Here is a 16,983-nt window from a genome sequence, read left to right on the forward strand (position 1 = left end):
TTAATGATAGCCATCATCGCCGACCCTGACCTTATGCCGGAATACCCAATAGGACATACCCGTATAAATCACAATAATAGGAATCAGGATCAAGGCACCAATCAAGGCAAATAGCTGGCTATTTTCATGCGCTGCTGCCTGCCAGATAGTCACGCTCGGCGGGATAATATATGGCCATAGACTAATCAAGAATCCGGTATAAGCAAGGAAAACCAGAACAAGCATATAGGTAAATGGGCCTAATTCACTACGTCTTTTACAGGCACGTAAGGCCAGCCAGGTAAATAGCAGAACCAGAACTGGAACTGGCATAAAATAGGTAAATTGTGGCTGACTAAACCAGCGTTCAGCAATCTGAGGATGAGTTAACGGCGTATAAATACTGACAGCACCCAATATGATCAGCAAGGCAATAATCAGCTTAGGCATCAGTTTAAACATTCGATCTTGTAAGTCATCTCCGGTTTTATAGATGAGCCAGCCACAGCCTAATGCCGCATAGAGCACCACCACACTGATTCCGGTGAAAATACTGAATGGAGTGAGCCAGTCCAGACCACCCCCAACATAGACACCATTTCGGGTTTCAATGCCCTGAATATAGGCGCCTAAAATCATGCCTTGCAGGAAACTGGTGATCGCAGAACCACCGATAAAGGCTTTATCCCACCAATGCTTACTGCGGTTTGCCTTGAAGCGGAACTCAAAAGCCACGCCGCGGAAAATCAAGGCAATCACCATCAGAATAATTGGCATATACAGTGCCGAGAGTACGGTCGAGTAAGCAAGTGGGAAAGCTGCAAATAACCCTGCACCACCCAGTACCATCCAGGTTTCATTGCCATCCCAGACCGGAGCCACGGTATTCATCATGACATCACGTTCATCCTGATGCGGAAAGAAAGGAAACAAGATGCCGATGCCCAGATCGAAACCATCGAGAATGGTATAAATCAATACACCCAAACCAATAATCACAATCCAGATTAATGATAAATCAATCATTTTTTGTCCTCCTGATCCGGTTGTTCAGGAACTTCTTCGATACGTTCGCGAATACTACTTAATGGTCGACGCGAGGCCTGAACCACATCGCTATCTGATTCATGATCTGGTCGGGTATGAATAAAATCCGGGCCTTTGTGCATCAGGCGCAACATGTAGTAAATTCCGATACCAAATACCACACAGTAGACAACTACAAAAATAATCAGGGTCAGCCCCACCTGTTCAGCGGAAACCGGAGACAATGCATCCTTGGTTCGCATGATGCCGTAGACTACCCAAGGCTGACGGCCGACTTCTGTGGTAAACCATCCCGCCAGCATGGCAATAAATCCGGAAGGTCCCATAATCAAGGCAAATCGATGCAATGCACGGGATTCATAAAAGCGACCACGGGTACGTGCCCACGCTCCCCATAACGCCAGTAACAGCATCAATACGCCGAGTCCGACCATAATCCGGAAGCTCCAGAACACCACCAGCGAATTCGGCCGGTCTTCAGGCGCAAAGTCTTTAAGTCCCGTAACCTTTCCATCCATCGAGTGGGTTAAAATCAGGCTACCCAAGTTGGGAATTCCGATTGCATATTTGGTTTCTTCAGCCTCCATATCCGGAATACCAAAGAGATATAAGGGCATGCCTTCATCATGATTGGTTTCCCAGTGCCCTTCCATTGCCGCCAGTTTTGCTGGCTGATGTTCAAGAGTATTAATACCGTGCATATCACCGACGATGACCTGTAAGGGCGCGAGTACCAGAAGCAGCCACATCGCCATGGAAAATGAAGTCTTGACCAGTGCATCACGACGGCCTTTGATTAGATGCCATGCGGCTGTAGCAGCGACCAGTAAGGCAGAAACTAGAAAGGCAGCCATAGCCATATGGGCTAGACGATAAGGGAAAGATGGGTTAAACACGATAGCAAGCCAATCTTGCGGAACAATCAGGCCATTTTCAATCGCAAAGCCTTGTGGGGTCTGCATCCAGCTATTGGACGATAAAATCCAGAACATGGAAATACAGGTTCCTATCGCAACCATCAAGGTCGAGAAAAAGTGTGCTTTGGGTCCTACTCGCCCCCAGCCAAATAACATGATGCCCAAGAATCCGGCTTCTAAAAAGAAGGCGGTTAAAACTTCATAAGCCAGTAAAGGTCCAGTTACACTGCCTGCTACCCGGGAAAACTCACTCCAGTTGGTTCCAAACTGGTAGCTCATGACCACACCAGAGACGACACCCATCCCGAATGCCACAGCGAAAATTTTCACCCAGAATTTGAATAGATCCTGAAAAATCGGGTTTTGGGTTTTGAGCCAGCGCCACTCCAGAATAGCCAGAAAGCTGGCCAAGCCGATTGAAATTGCCGGAAAAATGATATGAAAAGATACAGTAAAGGCGAACTGTATTCGTGCTAACTCTAATGCAGTTAAACCCAGAGTCATAAGCTTCACCTATGCATTGTTATTTGGCATCTTTGCCCTTCAATTTTTAAGTCATGAATTTTTCTAGTGACATGGCTAGCTTAGGCGTGGCTGTTATAAAAAGTATGTAGTCTTTTGTTGATTATTTTTTAATCAGGTTAAACTATGTAACTCTTGCTGATAAAGAAAATATTACTCTGAATAATTTTTAAAACTCTCCTCTTGAGCTTTGGATAAAACAGGCGTAAATTAGGCCTAAATTTAGTTACCCAGGTTAACTAACCATATGTTTTCCGAATCTCCCCGACTTCGTACGCTGTTATTACGCTGCGCACGACTGATGAGCGATGAGATCAATACGATCTTGTTGTCATCTCAATTAAATTATTCCTTATGGCAGGTGTTATACGTCATCCAGTCAAAGCAACAATGCACGCTGGCAGATATTTCCAGTTATCTCAATGTATCCAAGCCCGGTATTACTAAGCGGATTCAGCAACTGGTTGAACTCGATCTGATTGCCCAACTCGAAACTGAAGACAAACGTCAAAAGCTGTTCAAGTTGAGTGAGCAAGGAATTGAGACCTTTGCGATGTGTTCCAAACAGATCGATGCATTTGAAGATCAGTTGCTTGAGCACATTGAATCAGATGATCTTGAAGGCAGTAAAAATACCTTGATGCAACTCATTCAGCAGTTATATCCCTCATCTCAGGACAGACCTCAATGAGCCAAGAACAAGAAACGCCTTTATGGACGCCCAATTTTATCCTGATCAGTCTGGTGAATTTCCAGCTGGTTCTGGTGTTCTACTTACTGGTGATTGTGATTGTCGGCTACTCGGTGGCTGAGCTAGGGGCTTCGACTGCACAAGCCGGTCTGGTATCAGGTCTGTTTATTGTCGGCACCCTATTCGGACGCTTATTGATCGGAAAATTACTGAATCGTCTGGGCCTAAAAAATACGCTTGTCATTGGCCTGACTGGTTTCCTACTCTTTTCCGGACTGTATATGATTCCGGCCAAGCTGGAAGTTTTACTAGGCATCCGTCTGATACATGGCTTTATGATGGGTATGGCTTCTACTGTACTGGGTACAGTGATTGCACAGACCATTCCTGCCACACGACGTGGTGAAGGAATTGGATATTTCAGCATGAGCAGCACCCTCGGCACAGCGATTGGTCCCTTTGCCGGAATCTGGCTGATGACAAATTTTAATTATCAGGTAATTTTCATCTTTACCAGTATCGTTGCGCTCAGCTGCCTGATTTGTGGCTTGTTCATCCAGCCACCACGCCTTAAGGCAGGTCATTCGTCAGCAGATTCTACTTCGCAAAGCACCAGTAAACTGGCCCAGTATATTGAACCGAATGCCCTACCGATTGCACTGATTGTACTGCTGGTGGCTACTTCTTATTCAGGTATATTGTCGTTTATTCACTTTTATGCCAAAGACATTAATCTGGTCGAAGCCGCATCATTCTTTTTCTTAATGTATGCCTTTGCCATTTTGCTTTCGCGTCCTTTTACTGGCCCTTTAATGGACCGTAAAGGTGAAAATATCATTATCTATCCTGCCATTGTGATTATGGCATTAGGGATTTTGCTTTTAAGCCAAGCACAAAACTCTGTGATGTTACTCTCTAGTGCAGCGTTACTCGGTTTTGGTTTTGGGAATATCCAGTCGGTGTGTCAAACCATTGCGGTGAAAAGTACAACATTGCAGCGTATGGGTCTAGCAACCTCAACCTTCTTTATTGCCCTGGATGCCGGTCTTGGTTTTGGCCCGTATTTCCTGGGTATGCTGCTGGACCAGATTGGTTATCGCCAGCTTTATCTGTTCTCGGCGCTGCTCACCCTAAGCTGTCTGGCCTGGTATTACCTTCTGCATGGCCGTAAAGCAGGAAAAGTACAGCCTTCTCATTAAAAGCTTTTAAAAGCGCCGACTAAACCGGCGCCGGTATTCCAACGGCGTCAGACCGGTTTTTTTATGAAATAAACGGCGGAATGAACTTGGATCCTGATAGCCGACATTTTGCATGATCACATCCAGAGCTTGATCGGTTTCTTCCAGTCGTTTACGTGCGGCTTCAATCCGGATCGCTTGTAGATATTGATTGGGCGGTATGTCTAAGGCTTGTTTAAAGCGTCGAATCAGGGTTCGGCCAGTCACATTAAACTGCTCTGCCAGCTGGTTCAAACTAAAATCTTCATGAAAATGCTGCTCTAGCCAGTTCTGGATTTTTTGTACCAGTTCATCATGGTGCGGCTGGCCAATATTCAGCAATGAATAAGACAACTGGCTATCACGGCGGTAATCAATTACGAAAGATTTAGCCGATTGCATGGCCACCTCAAAGCCATACAAGCGCTCAATCAGATGCAAACCTAGGTCAAACCAGGCCAGGCCTCCACCTGCACAATAGATATTCTGATCCCGGCTAATCATCAGATCGGCATTCAGTTTCACCTTAGGATAGCGTGAACGAAACACTTCCTGAAAACCCCAATGTGTTGTTGCAATCCGGTCATCTAAAATGCCTGCTTCTGCCAGAAAAAAATTCCCCGTACAGTTTCCTGCAATTAAAGTCGCCTCTGCATGTGCAGATTTTAAAAAATGAATCAGTTCTGGATTCTGTTGCAATACATCCTGAATCGGTGCAGCGATGGTCGGTACCACCAGAATATCTGCAGTTTGAATCTCTTGATAAGAAAAATGTGCCTGCAACTGCAGCCCATTGATGCACCGAATCGGATGTCCCTCCGGACTGGCGATACTCACCTTAAACAGGCGCTGTACGTCCTGCTGCTGGATCCGGTTCCAGCTTACGCCAGCCATGGTAAATAAATCGACCACACCCGTAATGGCCGAAGCCAGAGCCCCATGAAAGCCTAAAATCACCACCTGTTGCATACTTTACTAATTGTCACTTTTCACCCGATTCATGTCATTATTGACAATCCTCCTCAATAAAAGCAACTGCTAGTCTTGATGCTATCTCAAGGATTGCACATTCAGGATAGTACCGTGACCCAACTGATTAATGATAAAGATCTGCATTTCCAGCTTTATGACGTATTCAAACTTGAAGCGCTGACTAAACTGCAACGCTATCAGGATCATGACAAAAATACTTTCGACAGTATTCTGGAAACAGCAAAAGGTATCGCGACTGATTATTTTGCGCCGCATAATGCCAAAGCTGATCAGCATGAACCGAACTTTGACGGCAAACAGATCAAAACCATTGATGAAGTGAAGACAGCCTGGCAACAGTTTGCCGATACCGGCCTGCTTTGTGCCCAGCATGATTATGCAGATGGCGGCATGCAACTGCCCACTTTGGTGAATATGGCCTGCAATGCTTATTTCATGTCGGCCAATCCGTCCACCGTGGCTTATTCTTTTCTAACAGCCGCTGCGGCGAACCTGATACAAGCTTTTGCCTCCCCAGAACAAAAGCAAATATTCCTACCGCATATGTTGAGTGGCCGCTTTGCTGGCACCATGGCCATGACCGAACCGAATGTAGGTTCCTCTTTGGGCGATCTGACCACTAAAGCGATTCCTCAGACAGATGGAATTTATAAAATTAAAGGCCAGAAAATGTTTATTTCGGGTGGCGATCAGGACATTAGCGAAAATATTGTGCATCTGGTCTTGGCGCGGATTCAGGATGCGCCGCAAGGCGTGAAAGGAATTTCCCTGTTTATCGTACCAAAATTCAGAACTCATGAGGATGGTTCCCTCGGTGAAGCTAATGATGTGCAGCTGGCTGGCTTACTGCACAAAATGGGCTATCGAGGTACCACATCTACAATTTTAAGCTTTGGAGAAAATGACAATTGCTTAGGCTATTTAATTGGAGAACCAGGACATGGCTTAAAATACATGTTCAAGATGATGAATGAAGCACGTGTGGGTGTCGGTCTAGGCGCAGCCATGATTGGTTATCGTGGCTATCTGGAATCTCTGGATTATGCTAAAAACCGTCCGCAAGGCCGGCCAGTTCATGAAAAAACACCTGACTCGAAACCAGTGAATATCATTGAACATACCGATGTCAAACGCATGCTACTGGCGCAAAAGTCATATGTAGAAGGTTCGCTGGCACTTTGCTTATTTGCAGCCCGATTAATTGATGAACTTCAGGCAGCTCAAGATGAAGATAGTGCAATTCTGCTTGATCTCATCACCCCGGTGGTCAAATCTTTCCCTTCTGCCTATGGTCCGAAAGCCAATGATCTGGCTATTCAGGTCCTGGGCGGCGCGGGTTATACTCGTGAATATCCGGTGGAGCAATGTTACCGTGATAACCGGCTCAATCCGATTCATGAAGGAACTTACGGCATTCAATCTCTGGATCTGCTGGGACGTAAACTCTGGCAGCATAATGGCAAAGGGCTAAATCTGCTCATGCAGCGCATCCAGAAGACCTTGTCAGAGACTCATGAACCTAAGATAGTGGAACTCGCAGAGATCTACAAACAGCATCTGGCGACTGTACAAAAAACTACTCAGGTTTTAGGCCAGGCCTTACATCAAGGAAAAGTCAGTGACGCTTTGGCCAATTCAGGCCTGTATCTGGATATGATGGGCAAAACTATTCTATCTTGGCTCTGGCTAGAAATGGCGAATCAGGCTCAACTCAAGTTTGGCACATCTTCGCAGGCAGAAGATCAGACTTTTCTGGCAGGGAAAATTCAAGCAGCTCAATATTTTATTCGCTGGGAACTCCCTGAAATTGAGCATCAGGCCAAATTATTGATGAATATGGATGATACTTGCCTGAATATGCAAAGCGACTGGTTCTAGACAGAATTTATCAAAAAATGCGCCTTTATCGGCGCATTTTTATTTTGTAATTCATTAAGCTGTAGAGTTATTTACACCAAATTTTTTAAATAGCTTGGCACGCTTGGAAGGCAAGATATTAGCCTTACTTAAATCGCCCTGATAGTGCTGATATACCCGCTGATCCATGATTTTGTACCATAAAGGTGGAATCAAGGCTGGAATCAGCATGGTTGCATAACCGCTGGGTAATTCTGGCGCTTCATCAAAATGCCGCAACGCCTGAAATGGACGGCTTGGAAAAGCATGATGATCAGAATGGCGTTGTAACTGATACAAAAACAGATTAGTTACGATATTGTTGTTATTCCAGCTATGTTCCGGCAAGGTTCGCTCATAACTGCCATCCGCTTTCTGTCCACGTTTCAGTCCGTAGTGCTCGATATAATTCACAATCTCAAACAGGCTAACGCCATAAAATGCCTGTGTCAGTGTATAAGGAATAATTTTCTTGCCATACGCCTTTAGCATCAAGGCATGATAGCCGGCACTCATGGCCCAACCATGAAACAGCTCATTTTCCTGATTAAAGAATTTCAGTCCCTTACGCTCGAGCCGTCTTTTTTCAATCTGGATTGCAGATTTTAATCCGCCTATTACGGTACGTGGCCAGAAACGGTAAAAAGATTCACCCATTTTTGAAGATGCCGGATCTTCTGGTGTCGCCACCCGTTTATGGTGTCCATAAGGATGTTCGATCCGGAAATGGTTATAGCCCAAAGGCATCAGGCTGGCATGAGACCAGTAATGGTCTTTTTTCTGTGGACGATGACTGAGTTCATGTGCGGTATTCACCCCCACACCATTAATCGCACCCATAGAAACTCCAAGCAGTACCTGATCCAGCAAAGACACATTTGGCCGGCTTACGACATAACCGGCAAAGGCATTGGCTGCCATTTGCAAGGGAATAAATGCTTTTACAATGCGGTCATAATAAGGATCGTTAACCAGTGCCTTGATCTGCTCATCATTTGGGTTATTGGCATCATCGCCAATCAGGGCATCCAGAGTCGGAATGATTACGTGCAGTAATAATAGTCCGCCCATGGCAAAGACTTTTTTAGTCGCTTTGGGACCAAAATGATAACCGGCCAGAATTCCCATTCCGATCACAGGCAGACCTGGGCTGAGCAACCAGCCAAAACGTTTTTTATCCAGCTTGACACCTTTTAGTGCCGACGCTTCCTGCGTAAACTGCGCTTTCTGGATTTGTGCAGGGGCATTCATTGCGACCTTCCTTTTTTATGTTACTCTGCACTTATAGTTGATTATTTCAGCAGTAGCGAACAGTATTCAACGTCCAGAAAAGCTATGTCAGCGTCTTTGGCACATGCTGCCAAATTCTGGCCTAAAATCACAAAGTTAAAAAATTTATAGTCAATTCAATGAAATAAAACAGAAGAATAGAGTTAGGCATGGATGCTTTAAGTAAAATTTTTGATGATATTCATCTGGAAAAATCGGAATATCTTTATCTGAATGTATTTCATCCAGGCGGCTTTGATTATCAGCATGAGCCTTTTATGCTGGCCTATATCCTGTTACAGGGACAGGCCCAATTAAAGTTCATAAATGGTGATCGACTGGAGCTGCAACAAGGTGATCTGGTGCTATTACCCGCAGGTTCCTCCCATCATGTTTCCTGCCCAGACAATGCCGATTTTTCTGAGCACCATGCGATTAATCCTTATTTTCAGAGCAATGCACAGCAATGTGTTGATCTCAATCGGGAAAATTCGGCGGAGCATAGTTTCATACTGGCTATTCGTTCTAGCTTGGATATCCAGATGGCCAAACCTCTTTTGAGTGCATTACCTAAATACCTGCATATTCAACATATTCTGGGTGATACGGCGCCAGAATGGTTACAGGTTGGCTTGCAGTTTCTGGCACTGGAAACCCAGCAGCTTCGTCCCGGACGTGACAAGATTCTGGATCATCTGGTCAGTATTTTACTGATTGAATGCGTACGTGATTATATTTTAAACCTGGAAAATGCCTCGAGCTGGCTGAATGCTTTTTCGCATCCGGAACTATCCAATGCACTGGCGGCGATTCATGGCAAACCTGAACAGTCTTGGACTGTAGAAAGTCTGGCCGAACAATGTCATATGTCACGTTCTAAATTCGCCCAGTTGTTTACCCAGATTGTCGGTGAACCGCCCCTTGCCTATCTGCAACAGCACCGCCTGCGCCTCGCCGCGCAATATTTGAGAAATAGTGGATTTGGTATCCAGCAGATCGCTTATCTGGTGGGTTATTCATCCGAGACGGCGTTTAGTCAAAGTTTTAAAAAACAGTTTGAACAGACGCCGACCCAATACCGGCTGAATTGTCAGAAGAACCAGTCTTTATTATCAGACTAAAATTACTGCACTAAAGCCAGTACCGCTTTGACCGGGTCTTCACTATTACCAGAAAGCAGCTGCTTGTGCATGGTGATATGCTGCATAACCTGAATCTGCGCTGCTTCAATATCCATCAGTTTTTCAATTTCAGCTGCCAGATTTTCAGGTGTGGCATCCGACTGGATCAGTTCTTGAATCACTTTTTTGCCGGCAATTATATTTGGTAATGAAAAATAAGGGATTTTTACCAGTAATTTGGCAATTTGATAAGTCAGCCAGTGTAGTTTATAAAAAGTCACCATCGGACGGTGCAGCAACATCGCTTCAAGCGTTGCAGTTCCAGACGCCAATGCAATGATATTGGACGCATTCATCACCTGACGGCCAATTTTGGATTCAGCGCTGATATTTTCCATCAAACGAATCTGGGCTTTTAAGCTTTCAGGATAAGTGGCTAATAAACTTTCGATTTGCTGCTTGCGTGCATCATTAATCGCAGGAATCAGAAAGGTATAATCCGGATATTTGTGATGCAGAATATTAGCTGCATCCAGAACCAAAGGTCCTAAACGTTCAATTTCACCACGACGGCTGCCCGGCAATAAGGCAATATATTTCTGATGTGGATCGAGGCCTAATTCTGTTTGAGCATCCAGAATTGGATTTTCAAGCGGTAATTGGCTAGCGAGCGGATGTCCGACAAAAGCTGCTGGCACATCCCATTGCTTGAAAAAGGCTTTTTCAAATGGAAATAGGCACAGCACCAGATCAATACTGGCTTTAATGCCATGTACACGACCTTGACGCCATGCCCAGACCGAAGGACTGACGTATTGCACGGTTTTAATCGGTAACTGTTTTTGTTTAATGGTTTTCGACAAACGCAGGTTAAAATCAGGCGCATCAATCCCGATAAAAATATCGACCGGATCTTTACTCCATGTTTCCACCAGACCATCCCGCACAGCAAAAAGTTTTTTAATATCTTTTAAAATTTCAACAATGCCCATCACCGACAGAATGTCCATCGGATAATAGCTTTTAAAGCCTTCCGCGATCATTTGTGGACCACCGATACCTTCAAATTCAGCATCAATGCCTTGCTCACGAAAACGGCGAATCAATTTTGCGCCAAGCGTATCTCCAGAGACTTCACCGACCACGATTCCAATTTTAAGCTTTCGATTTAGCAAGTGGGTTTCCTCTCAGATCCGCATGGAAATTTATTGAATCGGGATTCTAACATAATCCTGTAACTATTCCGGAAGAAGCTTAAGCATCTTCTCATTTTAAGAAACTCACCATTTAGAATAACTTAGTCAATAAGGGAGCTTGCATAACAAGAATTAAATCGACATTTACAGGTACATTCAATTAGACAGAAATGGGGCAAATCGGACAGTTAAAATCAATCATTATATTCGCACTTTATACATAACCCAGTGAATTAACATGAAAGATCACCTAATATTCTTCACCTAGCTTTATCTTTTTTATGCATAAGTAAATCAATAATCAAGACAACGACTTATATCCAAAAGTCATAAGATATGCTCGTTTTTTGATTTTGGCATATATGCATGTTTGGTCCGATTGAATTTATTTTAGCAGGCGTTCTGGTAGGTTTTTGTGTAGGTGTCACCGGTGTCGGTGGCGGTTCATTAATGACGCCAATTCTTATCAGTTTATTCCGGATTGAACCGCATATCGCGATTGGTACTGACCTGCTCTATGCCGCGATTTCTAAATTCTGTGGCTCGTTTGTGCATGCCAAGAAAATGAATATTGTCTGGCCGATTGTGATCTGGCTGGCCGTTGGCAGTATTCCCGCATCTTTTGCAACACATTGGGTTCTTGATAACTATCTGAGCCAATCAACGCATTACAAGGCCGTCCTGACCATGGTATTGGGCTTTATGCTAACCATTACCGGCTTATCCATTCTGTTTCGTAGCCAGATCGAAAATCTTTTTAATAAATACAGAAAACAAGAACTACCGGATATGACCCAAGATCTGGAAAAAGTAAAGCTGCAAGCCAAGGAAAAGCGCGTAGCCATTATCATCATGGGCATTATCTTGGGCATATTTGTCACGCTCTCTTCAGTGGGTGCCGGCGCATTTGGCATCATGGCACTTGTAGTGATGTTCCCGAATCTGCCGATGATTCGTATCATTGGCTCAGATGTTGTGCATGCAGTGTTACTGACCCTGGTTGCAGGGCTGGGTCATATGTCTTCAGGCAATGTCGATTTCATGCTGCTCATGTGGTTATTGGTGGGGTCTATTCCGGCGATTATTGTCGGCACTTTACTCAGCTCACGTATGCCGGAAAAACTGATCCGCAAAATTTTAGGTATTACCCTATTTGCGCTGGGCGTGAATTTCATGATTAATCCTGTGAAATCAAAACCGGCTCAACCTGCTGAAACAGCAATGATAATTGTGAATCAAAATTCCCCGTCCGTTTAAGTTAACTATCCGATTCATCACTTTTTTTTCAAAGAAGTATTCATCTTTTTTATAACAAAGTGACGCATCATTCATGTTATATTCGGGCTATTAAACAACCTTTTGTATGATCGAACCAGTGACGGCAATGAATACACAACAGTCAAATCCTATTTCAGCATCAGATATTGATGACGTGAATATCCACAGCATGATTCCTCTTGTAACCCCTGCTGAGCTTAAAGCAGAGTTACCGTTGACTGAAACTGCTTATCAAACCGTACTGCATGGTCGTGAAACGATTCGTAAAATTCTGGATGGTGAAGACAAACGCCTGTTCGTTGTAATTGGCCCTTGTTCTATCCATGATCCGGCGGCGGCGCATGAATATGCTGAACGCTTAAAAGTACTGAGCGAAAAAGTTAAAGACAGCTTATACATCGTGATGCGGGTTTATTTTGAAAAACCACGGACTACCGTAGGCTGGAAAGGCCTGATCAATGACCCAGACATGAATGATTCATTCAATATTGAAAAAGGTCTGCGTATCGGTCGCAAGCTATTACTTGAACTGAATGAAATGGGCTTGCCATGTGCCACTGAAGCACTTGATCCAAACTCGCCACAGTATTACCAAGACCTGATTTCATGGTCAGCAATTGGTGCACGTACCACAGAAAGCCAGACCCATCGTGAAATGTCTTCTGGTCTTTCTTCACCAGTCGGCTTTAAAAATGGTACTGATGGCGGTTTAACGGTCGCGACCAATGCGATGCAATCTGTGAAACATGGTCACAGCTTCCTCGGTCTGAATGATCAAGGCCAGGTGGCTGTGATTCGCACTTCAGGCAATCCTTATGCTCACGTGGTACTGCGTGGCGGTAATGGCAAGCCGAACTACGATGCAGGCTCGGTTGCCGATGCAGAAGCTGCTCTAGCCAAGGCCAAAGTCAGCACCAAGATCATGATTGATGCCAGCCACGCCAACTCTAACAAAGACCCGTACCTGCAACCACTTGTACTTAAAAACATTTCCGAACAAATTCTTGATGGAAACAAGTCAATTGTTGGTATTATGGTAGAAAGTCATCTTAAGGGTGGTCGTCAGGACATTCCGGCGAACCTGAATGATATGGAATACGGTCAATCCGTTACGGATGGCTGTATCGACTGGGAAACGACTGAAAAAGTTTTACTCGACATGCATGAGGCATTGAAAGACATTTTACCTAATCGTTAAATGATCTGACCAACGCCATCGCCAAGATGGCGTTTGCATTTCTAGAACAAGGAAAATTTATCTGATGAATGATATTGAAACGGCATTAAGCCAGATTGAGAATTTTCAGTTCATACACGAACATCTGTTTAGCTCCGGTCAACCGACCACTACCCAATTACAGCTGATGAAAGAATACGGTGTATCTACTGTCATCAATGTGGCGCTAACCGATAGCGAACAGTATCTGCCGCATGAAGATAAAATTTGCCTTGAGCTGGGACTGAACTATATTCAGGTTCCGATTTCCTGGGAAACACCTTCAGACAATCAATGCCTGCTGGTACTGGACCTGATCGATCATCTGGTAAAAGAGCAAATGGTCTGGGTACATTGTTCGCAAAACTACCATGTCAGCTGTCTGATGTATTTATATCGTCAATACTATATGGATATGGATCTGCCTACAGCACAAGAACACTTGCATCAGATCTGGGAACCGAATGAAACCTGGACCGGTTTAATGCATGCGGTTGCTCTACAGCTACAAGGCCGTAAAGCAACTCAGGAACTGGAACTTTCCTTGATTAATCCGAATTATTTTGCCTGATTTTATTTGCTGTGGCTCAATAGCACGGTTGCCATGGACATAATTCCTTCCTGACGACCGGTAAAACCTAACTGTTCAGTGGTGGTGGCTTTGATACTGATTTGAGTCACATCAACATCCAAGACATCTGCAATACTTTGACGCATCGCCAGATTGTGTTTAGCCAGTTTTGGACGTTCACAGGCCACGGTAATATCGGCATTATTCAGGTGATAACCACGATCCAGAATTAGCTGATAAACATGCTTGAGTAGTACCCGGCTATCCGCACCTTTAAACTCAGGATCTGTATCGGGGAAATGCTGGCCAATATCTCCCAGCGCCAAAGCACCCAACAAAGCATCACAGAGTGCATGCAGCACTACATCACCATCCGAATGTGCTTTCAGACCGTGAGTATGCGGAATTTGAATGCCTGCCAGAGTGACAAAATCACCTTCTTCAAATGCATGCACATCCAGCCCCTGGCCAATACGAATTTGTGCGATCACCTTATACATCCTTTAGAAATAGCCCATTGAAATCTTGTACACTTGCTTTCTATTTCGCTATAGTTAGACCAAGCGTAACACAGTGAAAGTATAAGCGATCATGCTACTGAAAACTGATATAAATATGTTGAAAATAATTAGCCTGATGCTCGGTCTGGGGATGATTTCTACAGGTAGCTCGGCGATCACAATGAACTGTAACGACGACAGCCAAAAAACGGCTGCCATGAATAAAGTCTGCTCAGCATCGCTGGCTGAATCTCGTGAAAAACTCACGGACCAATACTTTACTGCTTTTCTGATTACTGATGCACCTGTGCGCTTATTGCAAGATAGCCAACAATTATGGGCGAGCCGTTTACAACAATGTAAAACCCTGGACTGTTTTAAACAGCAGTTTGAATGGCGTTTAGATGATTTAAATGTCTATATTTCACTGAATCAAAGTCTGACCCAGCATTATATTAAGTTTGAACAGGGACAAATCGCCAAGCAGCCTGTACATCTCAAGATTCATCAACTGACCAAAGACCGGATCAAGATTGAAGGCCTGGCATATCGTAATCCAAATAACCGGACCGAGAAGCAGACCGTTCCTTTTTTAGCCTATACCACGCCTGAGACAAAAAACCAGATCACCGATAATGAAAATGACTGCCGCTATGAGTTTAACTATAGTAAAGCCATTTTAGCGGTCAGTAGCCAGCAGAAAGGCTGTGAGCGTTTTACTGGGATTTATCGCCTATACGATTGATTTAATTTAAAAATATTAAAATTTATTGTTATATAAAATGAGATTTTTGGTGTAAAAAGCAGCCCGCAAGCGGGCTATCAATTTAAGCAGGATAGTATTGCGCAATTTCCTGACTGATCATTGCAGCCGTTGCAGCTGATAAAGTCCAGCCCAGATGACCATGCCCGGTATTGTAAAAAACTCGCTCATGTTTGCCACGGCGTATCACAGGCATCATATTTGGCATCATTGGACGTAAGCCAGCCCAAGGTACGACATGCTCAGTACACAGATCAAAATTACGATTGGTCCAGTCAATTAAAGGTTGAATCCGGTCTGCACGAATATCCCGGTTATAGCCATTAAACTCGGCTGTTCCTGCAACACGCAAACGATCCTTGCCTAGACGTGACAAGACAATTTTGGCGCTTTCATCCAGTAAACTGACCCAAGGTGCATTTTTCTGGCTCTGCTCATCATTCAGTTGCACGGTAATCGAGTAGCCTTTGACTGGATAAACATTGACCCGTTCACCAAGAATCTCAGCCAGTTGATAGCTACCAACCCCTGCACAGACCACAACGGCATCTGCATTAATTTCCAGAATGTCATCTGGAGAGGAATGGACATTTTCAGTACTAGGTTTGCATTTAACCCGAATATTTTGAGCCTGATGATCAACAGCGAAAACATCTTGACCAAATTCGAATTTCACACCTTTTTGCATACAGGCTTTGGCCAGACCGGTACTAAATTTATGAATATCGCCGGTGGCATCGCTCTGACAGTAGAATCCAGCATAATAATCGCCAGTTAATGCAGGTTCGATCTGCTTGATTTCTGCATTGGAAATTGCATTGCGCTCCAGACCACCGCTACACAACAGATCATTCACTTTGATCGCAATATCATAATCCGTCTTGTTATGATAAAAATGTAAAATTCCGCGTTTTTCTAGATCAAAATCAATATTTTCTGTTTCGGCAATTTCAAATAAACGTGCTCTTGCCAGTAAAGCCAGCCGTACAGTCTCTCGGGTATTGGCTTCATAATGTTTGATATTGCCCAGAAATTCCATGAGCCAGCTGTATTTATGCACACTGAAAGAAGGATTGAGCAAAAGTGGTGCGGTTTTTTGTGACATCCATTTGATGCCTTTGAGTACCGTGGCTTTCTGGTTCCAGACTTCGGCATTACAGGCAGACAGCTGGCCGCCATTGGCAAAGGATGTTTCCATTGCCGGATATAGATGCCGATCCACCACGGTCACCTGATAGCCTGATAATGCAAGCTCATAAGCTGTGGTTACTCCGGTAATCCCGGCCCCAATCACCACGACATGATGCATAGACACCTCCTTGATTATATTGATGTCTTTTCCCATCTGTCATGTGTACCTGAGAGCTTCGGTAGATGCATTGCACATCAATGCGGCCACCTTCCCCTTCGGTGAGTGATTCAACACTTCTCTCCAGAGTCTTTATCCATTATCACAGTCCTTTTGCCTGAGAGTTTCCTGGGACCTTGCTCCTTCGGCGAATGCAGAAGCATTTCTCTCCTGCAATAATGTTTTATTATCATGAGCAATTTATATACCATTTTTAGGAAAAACACAGTTTTTATTTATGTTAATTCACGTGAATTTATCCATGATTTTTTTCTTAATTAACAGCATACATGTGTAATGAAGGATATTGCCTCGATATTAAATTTTTAGATTTTGCTGCCGTAAGTAAAACCAGTAAGTTCTACCCTTTATAAAATTCTAAGACTTATTTAGTTTTGGCGCTTAAATAGAGTTTCATTATGGCTTAGGCTATTTTAATAATTCAAAGTATATATCATC

Annotated in this window: 15 protein-coding genes and 1 riboswitch; of the genes, 8 read left to right on the forward strand and 7 right to left on the reverse strand. The window is 44.0% G+C overall.

The genetic code is table 11. The features are described from left to right. Together cydB and F995_RS11840 are read right to left on the reverse strand one after the other, a co-directional pair. Entirely contained in the window at positions 1-1,005 is a 1,005-nt protein-coding gene (gene cydB, locus F995_RS11835; RefSeq protein ID WP_004647089.1) for a cytochrome d ubiquinol oxidase subunit II, read from the reverse strand. Next, positions 1,002-2,447: a cytochrome ubiquinol oxidase subunit I gene (locus tag F995_RS11840; RefSeq protein ID WP_004647090.1), complete on the reverse strand. Its 1,446-nt coding sequence runs from the start codon at positions 2,445-2,447 to the stop codon at positions 1,002-1,004. The genes cydB and F995_RS11840 overlap by 4 nt, the downstream gene beginning before the upstream one ends. A 265-nt stretch (positions 2,448-2,712) precedes the next feature. Between F995_RS11840 and F995_RS11845 the strand changes: the two genes are divergently transcribed. Both F995_RS11845 and F995_RS11850 read left to right on the forward strand, forming a co-directional pair. Further along, a complete protein-coding gene (locus F995_RS11845) occupies positions 2,713-3,156 on the forward strand; it encodes a MarR family winged helix-turn-helix transcriptional regulator (protein ID WP_004647091.1) in 444 nt (147 codons plus the stop codon). Continuing rightward, entirely contained in the window at positions 3,153-4,355 is a 1,203-nt protein-coding gene (locus F995_RS11850; RefSeq protein WP_004647092.1) for an MFS transporter, read from the forward strand. The genes F995_RS11845 and F995_RS11850 overlap by 4 nt, the downstream gene beginning before the upstream one ends. A gap of 6 nt (positions 4,356-4,361) precedes the next feature. On the opposite strand, the gene F995_RS11855 is transcribed toward F995_RS11850, so the two are convergent. Further along, positions 4,362-5,342: a GlxA family transcriptional regulator gene (locus F995_RS11855; protein WP_004647093.1), complete on the reverse strand. Its 981-nt coding sequence runs from the start codon at positions 5,340-5,342 to the stop codon at positions 4,362-4,364. Positions 5,343-5,420: 78 nt separating this feature from the next. On the opposite strand from F995_RS11855, the gene F995_RS11860 reads away from it, so the two are divergent. After that, positions 5,421-7,244 (forward strand): acyl-CoA dehydrogenase, encoded by a 1,824-nt coding sequence (locus tag F995_RS11860; protein ID WP_004647094.1) that lies wholly within the window; start codon positions 5,421-5,423, stop codon positions 7,242-7,244. A gap of 54 nt (positions 7,245-7,298) precedes the next feature. On the opposite strand, the gene F995_RS11865 is transcribed toward F995_RS11860, so the two are convergent. Further along, positions 7,299-8,513, reverse strand: coding sequence for an alkane 1-monooxygenase (locus F995_RS11865; protein ID WP_004280457.1), 1,215 nt, complete (start codon positions 8,511-8,513; stop codon positions 7,299-7,301). Between the two features lie 188 nt (positions 8,514-8,701). Between F995_RS11865 and F995_RS11870 the strand changes: the two genes are divergently transcribed. Further along, positions 8,702-9,652 carry an AraC family transcriptional regulator gene (locus F995_RS11870; RefSeq protein ID WP_004647095.1) on the forward strand — a complete coding sequence of 317 codons (951 nt, stop codon included), beginning with the start codon at positions 8,702-8,704 and terminating at the stop codon, positions 9,650-9,652. 2 nt (positions 9,653-9,654) lie between these two features. Here the strand turns inward: F995_RS11870 and lpxB are convergent, their stop codons facing one another. Further along, positions 9,655-10,827, reverse strand: coding sequence for a lipid-A-disaccharide synthase (gene lpxB, locus F995_RS11875; RefSeq protein ID WP_004647096.1), 1,173 nt, complete (start codon positions 10,825-10,827; stop codon positions 9,655-9,657). A gap of 387 nt (positions 10,828-11,214) precedes the next feature. Between lpxB and F995_RS11880 the strand changes: the two genes are divergently transcribed. The 3 genes from F995_RS11880 (at position 11,215) to F995_RS11890 (ending at position 13,913) form a co-directional block, all read left to right on the forward strand. Further along, complete coding sequence (locus tag F995_RS11880; RefSeq protein WP_004647097.1) at positions 11,215-12,105, forward strand: sulfite exporter TauE/SafE family protein; 891 nt, start codon at positions 11,215-11,217, stop codon at positions 12,103-12,105. 127 nt (positions 12,106-12,232) lie between these two features. Beyond that, complete coding sequence (locus F995_RS11885) at positions 12,233-13,324, forward strand: 3-deoxy-7-phosphoheptulonate synthase (protein WP_174766804.1); 1,092 nt, start codon at positions 12,233-12,235, stop codon at positions 13,322-13,324. A gap of 64 nt (positions 13,325-13,388) precedes the next feature. Further along, a complete protein-coding gene (locus tag F995_RS11890; RefSeq protein WP_004280464.1) occupies positions 13,389-13,913 on the forward strand; it encodes a protein tyrosine phosphatase family protein in 525 nt (174 codons plus the stop codon). Positions 13,914-13,915: 2 nt separating this feature from the next. On the opposite strand, the gene ispF is transcribed toward F995_RS11890, so the two are convergent. Then, positions 13,916-14,404, reverse strand: a complete 489-nt coding sequence (gene ispF, locus F995_RS11895; RefSeq protein ID WP_004280465.1) for a 2-C-methyl-D-erythritol 2,4-cyclodiphosphate synthase — start codon at positions 14,402-14,404, stop codon at positions 13,916-13,918. Between the two features lie 100 nt (positions 14,405-14,504). Here ispF and F995_RS11900 point away from each other — a divergent pair, with 100 nt between their 5' ends. Further along, positions 14,505-15,158, forward strand: coding sequence for an A1S_1983 family putative colistin resistance protein (locus F995_RS11900; protein ID WP_004647098.1), 654 nt, complete (start codon positions 14,505-14,507; stop codon positions 15,156-15,158). An 82-nt stretch (positions 15,159-15,240) separates the two neighbouring features. On the opposite strand, the gene F995_RS11905 is transcribed toward F995_RS11900, so the two are convergent. Further along, positions 15,241-16,485 carry a D-amino acid dehydrogenase gene (locus tag F995_RS11905; protein ID WP_004647099.1) on the reverse strand — a complete coding sequence of 415 codons (1,245 nt, stop codon included), beginning with the start codon at positions 16,483-16,485 and terminating at the stop codon, positions 15,241-15,243. Between the two features lie 135 nt (positions 16,486-16,620). After that, a riboswitch (glycine riboswitch) is annotated at positions 16,621-16,708 on the reverse strand. Between the last annotated feature and the right edge of the window lie 275 nt (positions 16,709-16,983).

Source organism: Acinetobacter sp. CIP A162 (assembly GCF_000367905.1).
In the GTDB taxonomy this organism is placed as follows: domain Bacteria; phylum Pseudomonadota; class Gammaproteobacteria; order Pseudomonadales; family Moraxellaceae; genus Acinetobacter; species Acinetobacter lwoffii.

Excerpts from the sequence above, each read along its gene's own strand:
- F995_RS11840 (WP_004647090.1), bottom strand. The coding sequence starts at position 2,447 with ATGACTCTGGGTTTAACTGCATTAGAGTTAGCACGAATACAGTTCGCC.
- F995_RS11845 (WP_004647091.1), top strand. The coding sequence starts at position 2,713 with ATGTTTTCCGAATCTCCCCGACTTCGTACGCTGTTATTACGCTGCGCA.
- F995_RS11885 (WP_174766804.1), top strand. The coding sequence starts at position 12,233 with ATGAATACACAACAGTCAAATCCTATTTCAGCATCAGATATTGATGAC.
- F995_RS11855 (WP_004647093.1), bottom strand. The coding sequence starts at position 5,342 with ATGCAACAGGTGGTGATTTTAGGCTTTCATGGGGCTCTGGCTTCGGCC.
- F995_RS11865 (WP_004280457.1), bottom strand. The coding sequence starts at position 8,513 with ATGAATGCCCCTGCACAAATCCAGAAAGCGCAGTTTACGCAGGAAGCG.
- F995_RS11850 (WP_004647092.1), top strand. The coding sequence starts at position 3,153 with ATGAGCCAAGAACAAGAAACGCCTTTATGGACGCCCAATTTTATCCTG.
- F995_RS11880 (WP_004647097.1), top strand. The coding sequence starts at position 11,215 with ATGTTTGGTCCGATTGAATTTATTTTAGCAGGCGTTCTGGTAGGTTTT.
- cydB (WP_004647089.1), bottom strand. The coding sequence starts at position 1,005 with ATGATTGATTTATCATTAATCTGGATTGTGATTATTGGTTTGGGTGTA.
- F995_RS11860 (WP_004647094.1), top strand. The coding sequence starts at position 5,421 with ATGCTATCTCAAGGATTGCACATTCAGGATAGTACCGTGACCCAACTG.
- F995_RS11905 (WP_004647099.1), bottom strand. The coding sequence starts at position 16,485 with ATGCATCATGTCGTGGTGATTGGGGCCGGGATTACCGGAGTAACCACA.
- F995_RS11870 (WP_004647095.1), top strand. The coding sequence starts at position 8,702 with ATGGATGCTTTAAGTAAAATTTTTGATGATATTCATCTGGAAAAATCG.
- F995_RS11890 (WP_004280464.1), top strand. The coding sequence starts at position 13,389 with ATGAATGATATTGAAACGGCATTAAGCCAGATTGAGAATTTTCAGTTC.
- F995_RS11900 (WP_004647098.1), top strand. The coding sequence starts at position 14,505 with ATGCTACTGAAAACTGATATAAATATGTTGAAAATAATTAGCCTGATG.